The following is a 16,154-nucleotide window of genomic DNA, read 5'->3' as shown; positions in this document are numbered from 1 at the left end:
AGCTGCAGTGTCCGGAGTCTAGGGGCGGATGTAAGAAGTCGTGTTGATTTGTATCAAGGTGAGTTGGCGAGCGTCGCCGGGCTGGCGTGGGGCGGGCTTGCCCCGCGATCAGTGCCCCATCAACCAGTGTTGATGCGGCCCTGGCAATGTCCACAGACCAAACAGGATCACGAGCAATCCGCCAGCCACGCGCACACCGCGCTTGCGCAACAGGGCGCCCACGCGCTCCGCCGCGAGCCCCGTGGCCAGCAACACCGGCCAGGTGCCGACGCCGAACGCCAGCATCAGCGTCGCGCTGTGCAGCGCATCGCCCTGGCTCGCCGCCCACAGCAGGGTGCTGTACACCAGCCCGCACGGCAGCCAGCCCCACAGGGCGCCCAGCAGCAGGGCGCGAGGCAGGCTGGACACCGGCAGCAGTCGGGTGGCCACGGGTTGCACATGGCGCCACAGGCCGCGGCCGAGCGCCTCGATACGGGTCAGGCCGCTCCACCAGCCGGCCAGGTACAGACCCATGCAGATCAACAGCAGCGCCGCGATGACGCGCAAGCCGATGGCCAGCGGGCTGCTGGCCAGCGCCACGCCGGCCAGGCCCAACAGCAGGCCGGCGGCGGCATAGCTGAGGATGCGCCCGAGGTTGTAGGCCAGCAGCAGGCGCAGGCGTCGGCCGCGTTGCTCGGGTGGGATGGCCAGGGTGAGGGCGCCCATCAGGCCGCCGCACATGCCCAGGCAGTGGCCGCCGCCGAGCAGGCCCAGGACCAGCGCCGAGCCCAGGAGCGGAATCAGTTCAGGCACGTGGCGAGGGGTCCTGGTCGTCGGGCTGTTCGTCCCCGGGCTTCACGGCGGCCTGATGGCGCGGATCCTGGTCATCGAACAGGATGCTGTGGGCCGGGCCTTCGAGGTCGTCGTACTGGCCGCTGTCCACCGCCCAGAAGAAGATGTACACGGCGACGCCGACCAGCAGCAGGGCGGCGGGGATCATCACGTAGAGGGCGGGCATAGCGGTTTCCTTTCGAGCGACGCCGGCTCGCGCCCGGCCGGCGCCGCATCGGCGGGCAGCCGGGTCAGGCGCAGGGCGTTGAGCACCACGATCAGCGAACTGACCGACATGCCGATCGCCGCCCACACCGGGGTGATCCAGCCGAGCGCGGCGAACGGCAGCATGAGGCCATTGTACAGCGTCGCCCAGAGCAGGTTCTCGACAATATTGCGGCGGGTCCGGCGGGCCAGGTCGAAGGCCTGCACCAGCGCTTGCAGGCGGTTGGACAGCAGCACCGCGTCGGCGCTGGTCTTGGCAAGGTCGGTGGCGCTGCCCATGGCGATGCTGATGTCGGCGGCGGCCAGCACCGGCACGTCGTTGACGCCGTCGCCAAGCATCAGCACCTTGCGTCCTTCACCTTGCAGGGCCTTGAGGCGGGCGAGCTTGTCGTCCGGGCGCAGGCCGCCGACGGCCTGGTCGATGCCCAGCTGCGCGGCCACTTCCGCGACCATCGGCGAGCTGTCGCCGGACAGCAGCAGCGTTTGCCAACCGCGGGCCTTGCAGGCGGCCACCAGGTCCTGGGCGTCATCGCGCAGTCGGTCGTCCAGGGCGAACCAGGCCAGCGGCCCTTGCCGGTCGCCCAGCAGCAGCCATTGGCCGCGTGGCTCCGGCACGGCGGGGACCTCGGCGCCGCTGAGGGCGCAGACGAAGGCGGCCTGGCCGATGCGCAGGTGCTGGCCGGCCAACTCGCCTTCCAGGCCCAACCCCGGCAGGGTGCTGACGCTTTCGGCGGCCTGGGCGGCGCGGCCGAAGGCGCGGGCGATGGGATGCTCGGAACGGTTTTCCAGGGCGGCGGCCAGCGCCAGGCACTGGTCGCTGTCCAGTTGGCCCAGCGGGCGCACGCTGCGCAGGGCCAGGCGGCCCTCGGTGAGGGTGCCGGTCTTGTCGAAGATCACCGTGTCGATCTGGTTCAGCCCCTCCAGCACATGCCCGCGGGTGATCAGCAGGCCGAGCTTGTGCAGGCTGCCGGTGGCCGCGGTGAGGGCAGTCGGCGTGGCCAGCGACAGGGCGCAGGGGCAGGTGGCGACCAGCATGGCCAGGACGATCCAGAACGCCCGTGGCGCATCCAGTTGCCACCAGACCACGCCGATCACGGCGGCGGCCACCAGGGTGAACAGCAGGAACCACTGCGAGGCGCGGTCGGCGATTTCCGCCAGGCGCGGTTTTTCCGACTGGGCGCGCTCCAGCAGGCGGACGATGGCCGAGAGGCGCGAGTCCTGGCCCAGGGCCTGGACTTCGACGGTGAGGGCGCTCTCGACGTTGAGGGTGCCGCCGGTCACCCGGTCGCCAACGCGGCGCGCCAGGGGCAGGTATTCGCCGGTCAGCAGCGATTCGTCGACGCTGGAGCGACCGTCGACGATCAGCCCGTCGGCCGGGATCACCGCGCCAGGCAGCACCTGCACCCGGTCGCCGCACTGCAGTTCGCCGAGCAGGATGCGCTCGCCCTGGCCGTTGGCGTCCAGGCGCAGGCACGAGGCCGGCAACAGGTTGACCAGCTGCGCGGTGGCTGCCGCGGTGCGCTCGCGGGCGCGGCGTTCGAGGTAGCGGCCAGTGAGCAGGAACAAGGCGAACATGCCGACGGTGTCGAAGTACAGCTCGCCACTGCCGGTGATCGCGGTCCAGATCCCGGCGCAGTAGGCCAGGGCGATGGCCAGCGACACCGAGACGTCCATGGTCAGGTGGCGGGTGCGCAGGTCGCGGGCCGCGCCCTTGAAGAACGGCGCGCAGCTGTAGAACACGATGGGAGTGGTGAGGAACAGTGCGACCCAGCGCAGGATGGTGTGCAGCTCGGGCGACAGGTCGATGTTGAATTCCGGCCAGGTGGCCATGGTCGCCATCATCGCCTGGAACCACAGCAGCCCGGCCACGCCCAGGCGGCGCAGGGCGCCGCGGTTCTCCCGGGCCAGCTGTTCGGCGGCCTGGTCGGGCTGGTAGGGGTGGGCGGCGTAGCCGATCTGGCGCAGCTCGGCCAGCAGCCTGGACAGCGGCAGTTGCTGGTCGTCCCAGCTGACCAGCAGGCGGTGGTTGGACAGGTTGAGGCGGGCGTCGTCGACGCCAGGCAGGTTGCGCAGGTGCTTCTCGATCAGCCAGCCGCAGGCGGCGCAGCTGATGCCCTCGACCATCAGGATGGTTTCGGCCAGCTCCCCGGCATGGCGCACGAAGGATTGCTGCACGTCGCTGCGGTCATACAGCGCCAGTTCATCCTGGAGCTGGCGGGGCAGGGCCTCGGGGTTGGCGCTGGTGTCACTGCGGTGCTGGTAGTAGTGCTCCAGGCCACCGGCGACGATGGACTCGGCCACTGCCTGGCAGCCGGGGCAGCAGAACTGTCGCGGATCGCCAAGGACCACGGCGGTGAAGCGGCTGCCGGCGGGGACGGGCAGGGCGCAGTGGTAGCAGGGGGTGGGGTGGGTCATCGACATCTCTTCTTGCCGGTGCGGGCTCGTGGGAGCGGGCTTGCCCCGCGATGGGCCCGGGATACTCGTTTTCAGGCCCGGCCCCATCGCGGGGCAAGCCCGCTCCCACGAGGTTTGGTGATATCGCCGTTACTGGTGCTCGGCCCCTTGCAGCGCTTCATCCCCCAGTTGCAAGGTCACCCCATGCTCGACCTTCTCCTCCTCGAACAACCGCCACACATGCTCATCCTGGCTGCCCAGCAGCTCGACGAAGCGCCGCCCCTGGACCTTGTCGTCGAGCTGGCCGACATAGCGGCCTTGCTCGGCGCGGATCAGCGGCACCTTGCGGTCCTTGTCCGGCTGGGTCGGCGAGATCAGGTTCAGTTCCAGCGCCTGCGGGTCGCTGTTGCCGGTCAGGCGCACCTCCACCTCGCCGGTCAGCTCGTCCAGGTGCACGCTGGCCTTGAGGTTGAGGGTCTGGGCCAGCAGCTCGCGGTCCAGCGAGCGGTTGATGCCCTTGCCGGCCTCGTAGTAGTTGTCGTTGACCAGGTTGTCCGGGTTGCGCACGGCAATGCTGACCATGGTCAGGCTCAGGCACACCGAGGTGGCCAGGATGCCGATGATGATCCAGGGCCAGAGGTGCTTGTACCAGGGGCTGGCGGCGGTGGCTGCAGGCATTGTCGATGTTCTCTCTCAGCGGATCTGTGGGCCGATGAAACGGCTCTTGGCTTCAACCTGGTTGGCGCTGTCGTCGGCGTCCTTGAGGATGAAGGTGATTTCGTTGGTGGTCGAGGGCAGTTGTTCAGGGGCGACCGACAACTGCACCGGCAGGTTGACGATGTCGCCGGCGGTGACGCGTATCTCGCGCTGGCCTTCGAGCTTGAGGTCGGGCAGGCCAGCGGCGTCGAGCACGTAGACGTGGTCGTGCTGGTCCTTGTTCATCACCTTCAGGCTGTAGACGTTCTCGATCCGCCCCTGGGCGTTCTCGCGGTACAGCACGCGGTCCTTGGCCACGTCGAAACCGATCAGCGAACGGGTGGCGAAAGCGGTGACCAAGGCGCCGATCATCACCAGCAGCACCAGGGCGTAGCCGATCAGGCGCGGGCGCAGCATGTGGGTCTTCTGCCCGGACAGGTTGTGCTCGGTGGTATAGCTGATCAGGCCCTTGGGATAGTTCATCTTGTCCATGATGCTGTCGCAGGCGTCGATGCAGGCGGCGCAGCCGATGCACTCGATCTGCAAGCCATCACGGATATCGATGCCGGTGGGGCAGACCTGCACACACATGGTGCAGTCGATGCAGTCGCCCAGGCCCTTGGCCTTGTAGTCGATGTCTTTCTTGCGCGGGCCGCGGGTCTCGCCGCGGCGCGGGTCGTAGGAGACGATCAGGGTGTCCTTGTCGAACATCACGCTCTGGAAGCGCGCGTACGGGCACATGTAGATGCACACCTGCTCGCGCAGCCAGCCGGCGTTGCCGTAGGTGGCCAGCGTGAAGAAACCGACCCAGAAGTAGGCCCAGCCATCGGCCTGGCCGGTAAAGAACTCGATGGCCAGCTCGCGGATCGGTGAGAAGTAGCCGACGAAGGTCATGCCGGTGACGAAGCCTATCAGCAGCCACAGGCTGTGCTTGGCCAGCTTGCGCAGGAACTTGTTGGCGCTCATGGGCGCCTTGTCCAGTTTCATGCGCTGGTTGCGATCACCCTCGGTGACTTTCTCGCACCACATGAACACCCAGGTCCAGACGCTTTGCGGGCAGGTGTAGCCGCACCAGACCCGCCCTGCATACACGGTGATGAAGAACAGGCCGAAGGCGGCGACGATGAGGATCCCCGAGAGCAGGATGAAGTCCTGGGGCCAGATGGTGGCGCCGAAGATGTAGAACTTGCGTTCAGGCAGGTTCCACCAGACGGCCTGGTGGCCGCCCCAGTTCAGCCAGACGGTGCCGAAGTACAGCAAAAACAGCGCCGCGCCACCGACCATCCGCAGCCTGCGGAAGATGCCGGTGAAGGCGCGGGTGTAGATTTTTTCGCGCGAGGCGTAGAGGTCGACGGAATCCTTCCCTTTGCTGGCAGGCGGGGTGACGTCATGTACCGGAATTTGCTTGCTCATCATCAAGTCCCACGGCAGTGGAGAAATGCCGCGGCCAGTGCGTGCCGGCCGCAGTCTCGCGCGTTCTGCTAGCGCTCTGCGGCCCATGATACGCCTGAGATGGCGCGTGCGGGGCGCGCTGCGACCTTTAGTCGCGTTGGGTTCGTGGTGTGAATCGTGTTATGGCGGGTGTCAATTGATTCAGGTCAGTTTCGGCTCGTTTTATGCTCGAATGAACGTGGGAGCGGGCTTGCCCCGCGATGGCGGTTTCCGCTTCACGGCCATCGCGGGGCAAGTCGCAGCGGCGCACCGCCGCTCCCACGTTTGACCCATCACTCGGCTTTTGGCTCTTGTTGCTCCTGGTGCGACAGGCTGTAGACGTAGGCCGCCAGCAGATGGACCTTGTCGTTGCCCTGCATCTGCGCCTGGGCCGGCATCTGCCCCTGACGGCCATAGCGGATGGTCTGCTGCAACTGGGCGAAGCTCGAGCCGTAGATGAACGCCTGCGGATGAGTCAGGTTCGGCGCGCCCATGGCCGGGGTGCCCTTGCCCTCGGGGCCGTGGCAGGCCACGCAGTTGGTGGCGAAGATCTGCTGGCCCTTGGCCGGGTCGGCCTTGGCGTCCTCGGGCAGCTTGCGCCCGTCCAGGTTGGTCAGCACGAAGGCCGCCACGTCCGCCACGCCCTGTTCGCCGATCACCGTGGCCCAGCCCGGCATCACGCCGTGGCGACCGTTCATGATGGTGGTCTTGATGGTCTCCGGCTCACCGCCCCAACGCCAGTCGTTGTCGGTCAGGTTGGGGAAGCCGTAGGCGCCGCGGGCGTCGGAACCGTGGCATACCGAGCAGTTGGAGGCGAACAGGCGAGCGCCCATCTTCAGGGCCTGCGGGTCCTTGGCCACCTCCTCCAGCGGCATGGCGGCGAACTTGGCGAAGATCGGCCCGAAGCGGGCGTCGGCCTTGGCCATTTCCTTTTCCCATTCGTGCACGCCGGTCCAGCCGGCCTGGCCGTTGGAGAACTCGGTCTTCTTGTCGTTGTCGACGTAGGCGTAGCCCGGCAGGATGCCTTTCCAGTTGCCCAGGCCCGGGTACAGCACCAGGTAGCCGAGGGCGAAGACGACGGTGCCGACGAACAGCCAGAACCACCATTTCGGCAGCGGGTTGTCGTACTCCTCGATGCCGTCGAAGGCGTGGCCGACGACTTCGTCGGTGATCTCTTCGCGCTGGCCCTTGCGGGTCGACAGCAGCAGCCAGGTCAAGGCGAAGATGGTGCCCAGGGTCAGGACGGTGACGTACAGACTCCAGAAGGTTGTCATTGTTGTTTGCTCCTAGAAGCTTTTGCTTGCTCGACGTGGCGGGTGGCTTCTGGATCGTCCGCGAACGGCAATTGCGTCGCTTCGTCGAATTCCTGCTTGCGCCGCGGGCTGAACACCCACAGCGCCAGGCCCACGAAGGCCACCAGCACCACGACGGTGCCCAGGCCGCGAATCATCCCGATATCCATCAGTGTCACCGTTTGCTTTTGATGAGGGTGCCAAGGCCTTGCAGGTACGCCACGATGGCGTCCATCTCGGTCTTGCCCTTGACGGCGTCGCGGGCGCCGGCGATGTCCTCGTCGGTGTACGGCGTGCCCAGGGTGCGCAGCACTTCCATCTTCTTGGCGGTGTCCTTGCCGTCGAGCTTGTTTTCCACCAGCCACGGGTACGACGGCATCTTCGATTCCGGTACCACGTTGCGCGGGTTGTACAGGTGGGCGCGGTGCCAGTCGTCCGAGTAGCGACCGCCGACGCGGGCCAGGTCGGGCCCGGTACGCTTGGAGCCCCACAGGAACGGGTGGTCCCACACGCTCTCGCCGGCCACCGAATAGTGGCCGTAGCGTTCGGTCTCGGCGCGGAACGGCCGGATCATTTGCGAGTGGCAACCCACGCAGCCTTCGCGGATGTAGATGTCGCGGCCCTCGACCTCGAGCGCGGTACGTGGCTTCATGCCCTCGACCGGCTTGTTGGTGACGTCCTGGAAGAACAGCGGGACGATCTGGGTGAGGCCACCGACGCTGACGGCGATGACCATGAAGAAGGCCATCAGGCCGATATTCTTCTCGACTGCTTCATGCTTCATCAGTGGGCTCCCACGACGACGATCTTGGCGGCTTCCTCAGCCTGAACCGGGTTGGCGGCGCGCACGGTACGCAGCACGTTGTAGGCCATCAGCAGCATGCCGGAGGCGAAGAACGCACCGCCCAGGGCGCGGACGATGTAACCCGCGTGGCTGGCCTGCAGGGCTTCGACGAAGGAGTAGGTGAGGGTGCCGTCGTCGTTGATGGCGCGCCACATCAGGCCTTGGGTGATGCCGTTGACCCACATCGAGGCGATGTACAGCACGGTGCCGATGGTGGCCAGCCAGAAGTGCGCGTTGATCAGGCCGACGCTGTGCATCTGATCGCGGCCGTAGAGTTTCGGGATCATGTGGTAGACCGCGCCGATCGAGATCATCGCCACCCAGCCGAGGGCGCCGGCGTGGACGTGGCCGATGGTCCAGTCGGTGTAGTGCGACAGTGAGTTGACCGTCTTGATGGCCATCATCGGGCCTTCGAAGGTGGACATGCCGTAGAACGCCAGCGACACCACCAAGAAGCGCAGGATCGGGTCGGTACGTAGCTTATGCCAGGCCCCCGAGAGGGTCATCATGCCGTTGATCATGCCGCCCCAGCTCGGCGCCAGGAGGATGATCGACATCACCATGCCCAGTGACTGCGCCCAGTCCGGCAGCGCGGTGTAGTGCAGGTGGTGGGGGCCGGCCCAGATGTACAGGGTGATCAGCGCCCAGAAGTGCACGATCGACAGGCGATAGGAGTAGATCGGGCGTTCGGCCTGCTTGGGCACGAAGTAGTACATCATCCCGAGGAAGCCGGTGGTGAGGAAGAAGCCCACGGCATTGTGCCCGTACCACCACTGGATCATCGCGTCGGTGGCGCCGGCGTAGGCCGAGTAGGACTTGAACAGGCTCACCGGCAGCGAGATGTGGTTGACGATGTGCAGCATCGCGGTGACCACGATGAACGCGCCGTAGAACCAGTTGCCGACGTAGATGTGCTTGGTCTTGCGCTTGACGATGGTGCCGAAGAACACCAGGGCGTAGGTGACCCAGACGATGGCCAGCAGGATCGCCAGCGGCCACTCGAGCTCGGCGTATTCCTTGGTGGTGGTGAAGCCCATCGGCAGGGTGATCAGCGCGCCGACGATCACCGCCTGCCAGCCCCAGAAGGTGAAGGCGGCCATGCTGTCGGAGATCAGGCGGGTCTGGCAGGTACGCTGCACCACGTAGTAGCTGGTGCCGAACAGGGCGCAGCCACCGAAGGCGAAGATCACCAGGTTGGTGTGCAGTGGGCGCAGGCGGCCGAAGCTCGTCCATGGCAGGTCCAGGTTGAGCTGGGGCCATACCAGTTGCGAGGCGATGAAGACGCCGAGCCCCATGCCAAGGATCCCCCAGACCACCGTCATGATGGCGAACTGGCGGACGACCTTATAGTTATAAGCAGTCGGACTGATTGCAGTGCTCATTCTAAGGTTCCACGGTTTGGGTGTTCTTGTTGGTTGGTAAATCGGCGCCAGTATCGATAACCACCAGGGTTATGGCAACGCAAGGAAACCTGCGCCGACCCGTGTCCAGGCCCTTCTCACCGCCGTCCCGCGGTTTTTGGGCTGGATGATTGTACACAAATAAATATTTGTAATGTGTACCGTTTTCCATGTTTTTCTGATCGTTCGGTCAAGCTTTTTGATCGGGACGGGCACGCAAGGCGTCATCCCAAAGCCGCAGGCTCGTGAGCGTGGAGTCGATGCGTGATGTCAGGCTGTGCACCACGTCTGTTCCGGTCGCTGCGAGCGGAGCCACTGTGGCAACAAGCTTAGTTGCGTTCGGAGGGGGTGCAAGGCGGGGAGGGGCGAGGGAGGGAGTCGTGGGAGCGGCGCACTACCGCTCCCACGGGGTTTTACTTGGCTGTTACGGTTTCTGCTGCTTGCTCTTGCGACAGGCTATACACATAGGCCGCCAGCAGGTGGACCTTGTCGTTGCCCTGGATGTCGTGCTGCGCCGGCATCTGGCCCTGACGGCCGTAACGGATGGTCTGCTGCAGCTGGGCGAAGCTCGAGCCGTAGATGAACGCCTGCGGATGGGTCAGGTTCGGCGCGCCCATGGCCGGGGTGCCCTTGCCTTCAGGCCCGTGGCAGGCCACGCAGTTTGTGGCGAAGATTTCCTGGCCCTTGGCCGGGTCGGCCTTGACGCCTTCCGGCAGGCTGCGGCCATCGAGGTTGGTCAGCACGAAGGCTGCCACATCGGCCACGCCCTGCTCGCCGATCACCGTGGACCAGCCCGGCATGACGCCGTGGCGGCCGTTCATGATCGAGGCCTTGATGGTCTCCGGCTCGCCACCCCAGCGCCAGTCGTTGTCGGTCAGGTTGGGGAAGCCGTAGGAGCCCTTGGCGTCGGAGCCGTGGCACACCGAGCAGTTGGAGGCGAACAGCCGGCTGCCCATTTTCAGTGCCTGCGGGTCCTTGGCCACTTCCTCCACCGGCATGGCGGCATACTTGGCGAAGATCGGGCCGAACTTGGCGTCGGCCTTGTCCATCTCTTTCTGCCACTCGTCCACCTGGGTCCAGCCATTCTCGTAGCCAGGCAGGATGCCTTTCCAGTTGCCCAGGCCCGGGTAGAGGATCAGGTAGCCGACCGAGAACACCAGTGTGCCGACGAACAGCCAGAACCACCACTTGGGCAGCGGGTTGTCGTACTCCTCGATGCCGTCGAAGCTGTGGCCCATGGTCTGGTCGGTGGTGTCGCTGCTCTGGCCTTTTCGGGTGGCGAGCAGCAGCCAGGTCAGGCCGATCAGGCTGCCGATGGTCAGTACGCTGATGTACGTACTCCAGAAGGTGGTCATTGCTGGGTACTCCTCAATACGGCAGGTTCCTGCCCGGCGGGGGGCAGGCGGTCGTCGACGAAGGGCAGCAGGCGCGCTTCGGCGAAATCACGGTCGCGGCGACGGTTGAACACCCAGAGCGACAGGCCGATGAAGGCGATCATCACCACCAGGGTGCCCAGGCCGCGGATCATGCCGATGTCCATTTCCATCGCACTCACCTCTTGTTCTTGATCGCGGTGCCGAGCACCTGCAGGTAGGCGACCAGTGCGTCCATCTCGGTCTTGCCCTTGACCGCGTCCTTCGCGCCGGCGATGTCGTCGTCGCTGTAGGGCACGCCGAGGCCGCGCAGGACACGCATCTTGACGTCGGTGTGGCTGTTGTCGACCTGCGCGGCCACCAGCCATGGGTATGACGGCATCTTCGATTCCGGTACCACGTTGCGCGGGTTGTACAGGTGCGCGCGGTGCCAGTCGTCCGAGTAGCGGCCGCCGACGCGGGCCAGGTCCGGACCGGTACGCTTGGAGCCCCACAGGAACGGATGGTCCCATACGCTCTCGCCGGCCACCGAGTAGTGGCCGTAGCGCTCGGTCTCGGCGCGGAATGGCCGGACCATCTGCGAGTGGCAGCCCACGCAGCCTTCGCGGATGTAGATGTCGCGGCCTTCGAGTTGCAGGGCGGTGTAGGGCTTCATGCCCTCGACCGGCTTGTTGGTGACGTCCTGGAAGAACAGCGGGACGATCTGGGTCAGGCCGCCGATGCTGACGGCGAACACCATCAGCAGGGCCATCAGGCCTATGTTTTTCTCAACGACTTCATGGTTCATCAGGCTCTACTCCTCAAGCCAGCTGGGCGTTGGCGGGGGCTTGCTCGGCGGCCGGGGCACGCACGGTGCGCCAGGTGTTCCAGGCCATCAGGAACATGCCGCTGAGGAAGATCGCGCCGCCGACGAAGCGCACGACGAAGCCTGGGTGGCTGGCCACCAGGGTTTCGACGAACGAGTAGGTCAGCGTGCCGTCGCTGTTGACCGCGCGCCACATCAGGCCCTGGGCAATGCCGTTGACCCACATCGAGGCGATGTAGAGCACGGTGCCGATGGTGGCCAGCCAGAAGTGCGCGTTGATCAGCCCGAGGCTGTACATGCGCTCCTTGCCGAACACTTTCGGGATGGTGTGGTACAACGCGCCGATGGAGATCATCGCCACCCAGCCGAGGGCGCCGGCGTGGACGTGGCCGATGGTCCAGTCGGTGTAGTGGGACAGGGCGTTGACCGTCTTGATGGCCATCATCGGGCCTTCGAAGGTGGACATGCCGTAGAACGCCAGCGAGACGACCAGGAAGCGCAGGATCGGGTCGCTGCGCAGCTTATGCCAGGCGCCCGAGAGGGTCATCATGCCGTTGATCATGCCGCCCCAGCTTGGCGCCAGCAGGATCAGCGACATGATCATGCCCAGCGACTGCGCCCAGTCCGGCAGCGCGGTGTAGTGCAGGTGGTGCGGGCCTGCCCAGATGTACAGGGTGATCAGGGCCCAGAAGTGGACGATCGACAGGCGATACGAATACACCGGGCGCTCGGCCTGCTTGGGCACGTAGTAGTACATCATCCCCAGGAAGCCGGCGGTCAGGAAGAAGCCCACGGCGTTGTGGCCGTACCACCACTGCACCATGGCATCGGTGGCGCCGGCGTACAGCGAGTAGGACTTGGTCAGGCTGACCGGTACTTCCAGGTTGTTGACGACATGCAGGATCGCCACGGTGAGGATGAAGGCGCCGAAGAACCAGTTGCCCACGTAGATGTGCTTGGTGTTGCGCTTCATCAGCGTGCCGAAGAACACCACGGCATAGGCCACCCAGACGATGGTGATCAGGATGTCGATCGGCCATTCCAGTTCGGCGTATTCCTTGGTGCTGGTGTAGCCCAGCGGCAGGCTGATCGCCGCCAGCAGGATCACCAGTTGCCAGCCCCAGAAGGTGAACGCGGCCAGGCGTGGCGCGAACAGGGTGGTCTGGCAGGTGCGTTGCACCGAATAATAGGAGGTGGCGAACAGGGCACAGCCGCCGAAGGCGAAGATCACCGCGTTGGTGTGCAAGGGTCGCAGGCGGCCGAAGCTGGTCCACGGCAGGTCGAGGTTGAAGGCGGGCCAGGCGAGCTGGGCGGCGATGAAGACGCCGAGCCCCATCCCGACGATGCCCCACACCACCGTCATGATGGCGAATTGGCGGACCACCTGATAGTTGTAGGCGGTACTGCTGGTTGTGTTCATGTATGGGTTCCCATCCACGGTTATAGGCAGGCTAGACAGCGAGGCAAGCATGATTAATGGGCAAAGTGCCGGTATTGACGGGGATCAATGGGCGAAGATCGGAAATGTCCCAGGCTTGCGCTGCGATCCTCCGAAAATTCCGCAGGATCGTGGCATTTCCAGCTGCCTGATCCTGGCCCACGGCGCCGGTGCGCCAATGGACAGCAGGTTCATGGAGGACATGGCGCAAAGGCTGGCGGGGCAAGGGGTAGGGGTGGTGCGCTTCGAGTTCCCCTACATGGCCGAGCGGCGTCTGAACGGCGGCAAGCGGCCGCCCAATCCGCAGAAGGTGTTGCTCGAATGCTGGCGGACTGTATACGACCAGCTGCGACCATTGGTCGCAGGGCGGTTGGCTGTCGGCGGCAAGTCCATGGGCGGACGCATGGCCAGTCTCGTGGCGGACGAACTGGGCGCCGATGCGCTGGTGTGCCTGGGATATCCGTTCTATGCCGTGGGCAAGCCTGAAAAGCCACGCGTGGAGCACTTGGCCGGGCTGCATACGCGAACGTTGATCGTGCAGGGCGAGCGGGATGCCCTGGGCAATCGTGAGGCGGTGGCGGGGTATGCGCTATCGCCGGCGATCGAGGTGAGCTGGCTGGTGGCGGCCGATCATGACCTCAAGCCGTTGAAGGCGTCAGGGTTCAGTCATGAGCAGCACATGCAGGCGGCGGCGGAGCGGGTGGCGGCTTTCCTGCGGGTGTAGCCATCGCGAGGCAAGCCCGCTCTTCGTGGGAGCGGGCTTGCCTCGCGATGAGGGCCTCAGCTCAGTCGCGGTACTCGCACAGGTAAGCGGTATCCACGGCCACCTTCAGCTGGAACTTGCTGTCGGCGGCCACGTTGAACTTGTCGCCAGCGTTGAAGGTTTCCCAGTTGTCGCTACCTGGCAGCTTCACGCTCAGGGCGCCGGAGACTACGTGCATGATCTCGCGCTTGGCGGTGCCGAACTCGTATTCGCCCGGGGCCATCACACCCACGGTGGCCGGACCTTCCTTGCTTTCGAAGGCGATCGACTTGACGGTGCCATCGAAGTACTCATTGACCTTGAACATCGGGCGACTCCTGAAAAAGGACTGAAAAAAGGGCTGGCCAGTATGCCCAAGGCCCGCCCCTGCGTCATCTGTTTCAGGTGCTGCTTGGCGGCAGGCTCAGGGGCAGCAGGCGTGCGGTGTTGCGGGCGTCTTCCAGGGCCCGGTGCTGTTGCCCGGCAAACTGCAGGCCGGCCAGTTGCAGGGCGCTGTTCAGGCCCGCCGGACGCTGCAGGTGGCGGGCCTTGGCGAAGCGTTGCTTGAGGTTGATGTGCGGCAGTTGCTCCAGCAGGCTGCGCACATGGTGCGCCTGCCATTCCAGCAGCAGTTGCTTGCGGTCGTAGTCGCCCCAGCTTACCCAGGCCTGCAATTGTGCCTGGTGATGACCCAGCCAGCGTTCGAACGCGGCCCAGACTTCGGGGAAGGGCGCGGCGGCATCGACCTCGGCCTGGCCGATATGGGTCAGCTCGCGACAGAAGGAGGTCAGCTGCGGCCGCCGCCGGGGCCGCACGAAGCGCTGGAAGTGGTCGACCTCGCGCCCGTCGCGGGTGACCAGGCTTGCGCCGATTTCAATGATTTCCATCTCCGTGACCGGCCAGCCGCCGTCGTCGGTGGTGGCTTCCAGGTCGATCACCAACCAGTGGCCCATGCCAGGCTCCCTATCAATGCAGAAAAACCTGCGCACTTGCCGGGGCGCGTGCGCTGGCCAGTAGAGCGTAGCCAAACTCGAGGCTCACGACATCCCCTGGCACTTTGGCATATTCGGCGGTTGTGCCCGTGCGGGAAAACGCCTAGCTTAGGCGCATTCAGGCCCTTACCCGTGATGAGTGTCCCGACTTGATTCCACTGCCCAGTGCCAAGCTGTCGTCCTTCCTGTTGCTGTTCGCGACGGTTTTGCTGAATGCCGCGGCACAGGCCGAGGTGGTGCGGGAAGTGAAGATCGGGGCCGCGCATTTCCCGCCCTACACCGTGCGTCCGGAGCAGGGCGCCGACACCGGTCTGCTGCCGCAGTTGGTGGAGTCGCTGAACCGCTTGCAGTCCTTGTACCGTTTCGTCCTGGTGCCCACCTCGATTCCCCGGCGCTTCGGCGATTTCCAGCAGGGCCGCACCGACATGGCGATCTTCGAGAATCCGCAGTGGGGCTGGCAGGAGATCGAGCACAAGGCGGTGGACATGGGGCTGGAGGATGCCGAGATCTTCGTCAGCCGCCAGCAGTCAGGGCGTGACCAGCATTACTTCGACGATCTTGAGGGCAAGCGCCTGGCGCTGTTCAATGGCTATCACTATGCCTTTGCCGATTTCAACGCGGACCCGGCCTGGTTGAAGAAGCGCTACCGTGCCACGCTGACCTACTCCCACGACAGCAACCTCAACATGGTCGAGCGTGGGCGAGCTGACATCGCCCTGGTCACCCGCTCGTACCTCAGTGATTTCCTCAAGCGCAATCCGGACAGCACCGGACAGTTGCTGGCGTCGCAACGGGTCGATCAGGTCTACCATCACTACGCCTTGCTGCGTCCAGGGGCTTCCATCAGCCCCGAAGCCTTTGCCGGCCTGTTGCGTCAGTTGCGGGAAAATGGCGAGCTGCTGCGCATCTTCCAGCCCTACAAGATCACCGTCGAAGCCCCGCACGACTAAATTTCGACTAGGCCGCCGCGTATTCAGTAATGAGTGTGCAGGATTGTGCAGGGTCCGAGGCAAACGTGCCTGTAGCGGCCCTTTCGCGACACGAGGACGCTCGCGCAGGAACTGGAGGTTTGCCCTGCGATGGCGGTTTCAGCCCAGGCGGCTGCTCTTGCGGCAATGGATCAGCGCATCGCGGATCATGAAGTTGACCAGCGTCGGCGACACGCCCAGCTCCTTGGCGATGTCCTTCTGCGGCACGCCATGCAGGCGGTACATCTCGAAGGCGTAGCGGGTGCGTTTGGGTAGCTCGTCGAGGGCGTCGGCGATGTGTTCCAGGGTGGCGAGATTGATGTGGGTGGCCTCGGGCGAGGCATTCTGGATGACCACATTCATCCCTTCCTCTTCGCTGCCGGTGTATTTCAGCTCCATGGCCTGCTTGCGGTAGTGATCGATGGCCAGGTTGCGCACGATCTGGAACAGGTAGCTGAGCTGGGCCTTGAAGGAAGAGGTGATCTGCGGGGCGGCGCTGAGCCTGAAAAAGGCGTCCTGCACCACATCCTCGGCGCGGGAGCGGCAACCGGTGATGCGCGCGGCGATCTTCACCAGGATGCTGCGGTTGTCGACGAATGCCTGGAGTAATGGTGAATCGCACTTACTTGTGGATAGTTGTTCCGCCATGGAAATCACCTTGTCTCGAAGAGGAGTGGGAGCGCCCCCTGAAGGAGGCTTCCTACGACGTGCGACAAACTATTCGTAATGATAATGATTGTCAAA

General features: G+C 65.0%; 18 protein-coding genes. 2 read left to right on the top strand and 16 right to left on the bottom strand.

Going from position 1 to position 16,154, the window contains the following annotated elements:
* Nucleotides 1-108 precede the first annotated feature (108 nt).
* The 13 genes from ACVWZ5_RS10640 to ccoN (ACVWZ5_RS10580) form a co-directional block, all read right to left on the bottom strand.
* The gene (locus ACVWZ5_RS10640) at nucleotides 109-792 is read right to left on the bottom strand and encodes a sulfite exporter TauE/SafE family protein (protein WP_062574687.1); all 684 of its coding nucleotides are present in this window, start codon (nucleotides 790-792) and stop codon (nucleotides 109-111) included.
* A complete protein-coding gene (ccoS, locus tag ACVWZ5_RS10635; protein WP_062574686.1) occupies nucleotides 785-997 on the bottom strand; it encodes a cbb3-type cytochrome oxidase assembly protein CcoS in 213 nt (70 codons plus the stop codon). Before ccoS ends, ACVWZ5_RS10640 begins: the two co-directional genes overlap by 8 nt.
* Nucleotides 979-3,450, bottom strand: coding sequence for a heavy metal translocating P-type ATPase (locus tag ACVWZ5_RS10630; RefSeq protein ID WP_062574685.1), 2,472 nt, complete (start codon nucleotides 3,448-3,450; stop codon nucleotides 979-981). Before ACVWZ5_RS10630 ends, ccoS begins: the two co-directional genes overlap by 19 nt.
* Before the next feature lie 129 nt (nucleotides 3,451-3,579).
* Entirely contained in the window at nucleotides 3,580-4,107 is a 528-nt protein-coding gene (locus ACVWZ5_RS10625) for a FixH family protein (protein ID WP_062574684.1), read from the bottom strand.
* A gap of 15 nt (nucleotides 4,108-4,122) precedes the next feature.
* Complete coding sequence (gene ccoG, locus ACVWZ5_RS10620) at nucleotides 4,123-5,538, bottom strand: cytochrome c oxidase accessory protein CcoG (protein WP_069017297.1); 1,416 nt, start codon at nucleotides 5,536-5,538, stop codon at nucleotides 4,123-4,125.
* Between the two features lie 311 nt (nucleotides 5,539-5,849).
* Entirely contained in the window at nucleotides 5,850-6,830 is a 981-nt protein-coding gene (ccoP, locus tag ACVWZ5_RS10615; protein ID WP_084942223.1) for a cytochrome-c oxidase, cbb3-type subunit III, read from the bottom strand.
* Nucleotides 6,827-7,018 (bottom strand): CcoQ/FixQ family Cbb3-type cytochrome c oxidase assembly chaperone, encoded by a 192-nt coding sequence (locus tag ACVWZ5_RS10610; RefSeq protein ID WP_028692875.1) that lies wholly within the window; start codon nucleotides 7,016-7,018, stop codon nucleotides 6,827-6,829. The genes ccoP (ACVWZ5_RS10615) and ACVWZ5_RS10610 overlap by 4 nt, the downstream gene beginning before the upstream one ends.
* A gap of 5 nt (nucleotides 7,019-7,023) precedes the next feature.
* The gene (gene ccoO / locus ACVWZ5_RS10605) at nucleotides 7,024-7,632 is read right to left on the bottom strand and encodes a cytochrome-c oxidase, cbb3-type subunit II (RefSeq protein WP_028692876.1); all 609 of its coding nucleotides are present in this window, start codon (nucleotides 7,630-7,632) and stop codon (nucleotides 7,024-7,026) included.
* Nucleotides 7,632-9,074: a cytochrome-c oxidase, cbb3-type subunit I gene (gene ccoN, locus ACVWZ5_RS10600; RefSeq protein ID WP_028692877.1), complete on the bottom strand. Its 1,443-nt coding sequence runs from the start codon at nucleotides 9,072-9,074 to the stop codon at nucleotides 7,632-7,634. Before ccoN (ACVWZ5_RS10600) ends, ccoO (ACVWZ5_RS10605) begins: the two co-directional genes overlap by 1 nt.
* Before the next feature lie 431 nt (nucleotides 9,075-9,505).
* The gene (gene ccoP, locus ACVWZ5_RS10595; protein ID WP_028692878.1) at nucleotides 9,506-10,447 is read right to left on the bottom strand and encodes a cytochrome-c oxidase, cbb3-type subunit III; all 942 of its coding nucleotides are present in this window, start codon (nucleotides 10,445-10,447) and stop codon (nucleotides 9,506-9,508) included.
* Nucleotides 10,444-10,638, bottom strand: coding sequence for a cbb3-type cytochrome oxidase subunit 3 (locus ACVWZ5_RS10590; protein WP_028692879.1), 195 nt, complete (start codon nucleotides 10,636-10,638; stop codon nucleotides 10,444-10,446). Before ACVWZ5_RS10590 ends, ccoP (ACVWZ5_RS10595) begins: the two co-directional genes overlap by 4 nt.
* Before the next feature lie 5 nt (nucleotides 10,639-10,643).
* The gene (ccoO, locus tag ACVWZ5_RS10585; RefSeq protein ID WP_028692880.1) at nucleotides 10,644-11,252 is read right to left on the bottom strand and encodes a cytochrome-c oxidase, cbb3-type subunit II; all 609 of its coding nucleotides are present in this window, start codon (nucleotides 11,250-11,252) and stop codon (nucleotides 10,644-10,646) included.
* A 13-nt stretch (nucleotides 11,253-11,265) separates the two neighbouring features.
* A complete protein-coding gene (ccoN, locus tag ACVWZ5_RS10580) occupies nucleotides 11,266-12,690 on the bottom strand; it encodes a cytochrome-c oxidase, cbb3-type subunit I (RefSeq protein ID WP_062574682.1) in 1,425 nt (474 codons plus the stop codon).
* Nucleotides 12,691-12,739: 49 nt separating this feature from the next.
* Between ccoN (ACVWZ5_RS10580) and ACVWZ5_RS10575 the strand changes: the two genes are divergently transcribed.
* Entirely contained in the window at nucleotides 12,740-13,432 is a 693-nt protein-coding gene (locus tag ACVWZ5_RS10575) for an alpha/beta family hydrolase (RefSeq protein WP_062575756.1), read from the top strand.
* A gap of 61 nt (nucleotides 13,433-13,493) precedes the next feature.
* Here ACVWZ5_RS10575 and ppnP read toward each other — a convergent pair whose 3' ends face one another.
* A complete protein-coding gene (gene ppnP, locus ACVWZ5_RS10570) occupies nucleotides 13,494-13,778 on the bottom strand; it encodes a pyrimidine/purine nucleoside phosphorylase (RefSeq protein ID WP_028692883.1) in 285 nt (94 codons plus the stop codon).
* Between the two features lie 73 nt (nucleotides 13,779-13,851).
* Nucleotides 13,852-14,403: an exonuclease domain-containing protein gene (locus tag ACVWZ5_RS10565; RefSeq protein WP_062574681.1), complete on the bottom strand. Its 552-nt coding sequence runs from the start codon at nucleotides 14,401-14,403 to the stop codon at nucleotides 13,852-13,854.
* Nucleotides 14,404-14,591: 188 nt separating this feature from the next.
* Here ACVWZ5_RS10565 and ACVWZ5_RS10560 point away from each other — a divergent pair, with 188 nt between their 5' ends.
* Nucleotides 14,592-15,392, top strand: coding sequence for a substrate-binding periplasmic protein (locus ACVWZ5_RS10560; protein ID WP_081100318.1), 801 nt, complete (start codon nucleotides 14,592-14,594; stop codon nucleotides 15,390-15,392).
* A 138-nt stretch (nucleotides 15,393-15,530) separates the two neighbouring features.
* Here the strand turns inward: ACVWZ5_RS10560 and ACVWZ5_RS10555 are convergent, their stop codons facing one another.
* Entirely contained in the window at nucleotides 15,531-16,058 is a 528-nt protein-coding gene (locus ACVWZ5_RS10555) for an RNA polymerase factor sigma-70 (RefSeq protein ID WP_028692886.1), read from the bottom strand.
* Nucleotides 16,059-16,154: the final 96 nt, after the last annotated feature.

The organism is Pseudomonas sp. TE6283, from assembly GCF_054060555.1.
Note: the sequence above shows the minus strand (reverse complement) of the source record. Positions and strands in the feature narration are given on the sequence as shown.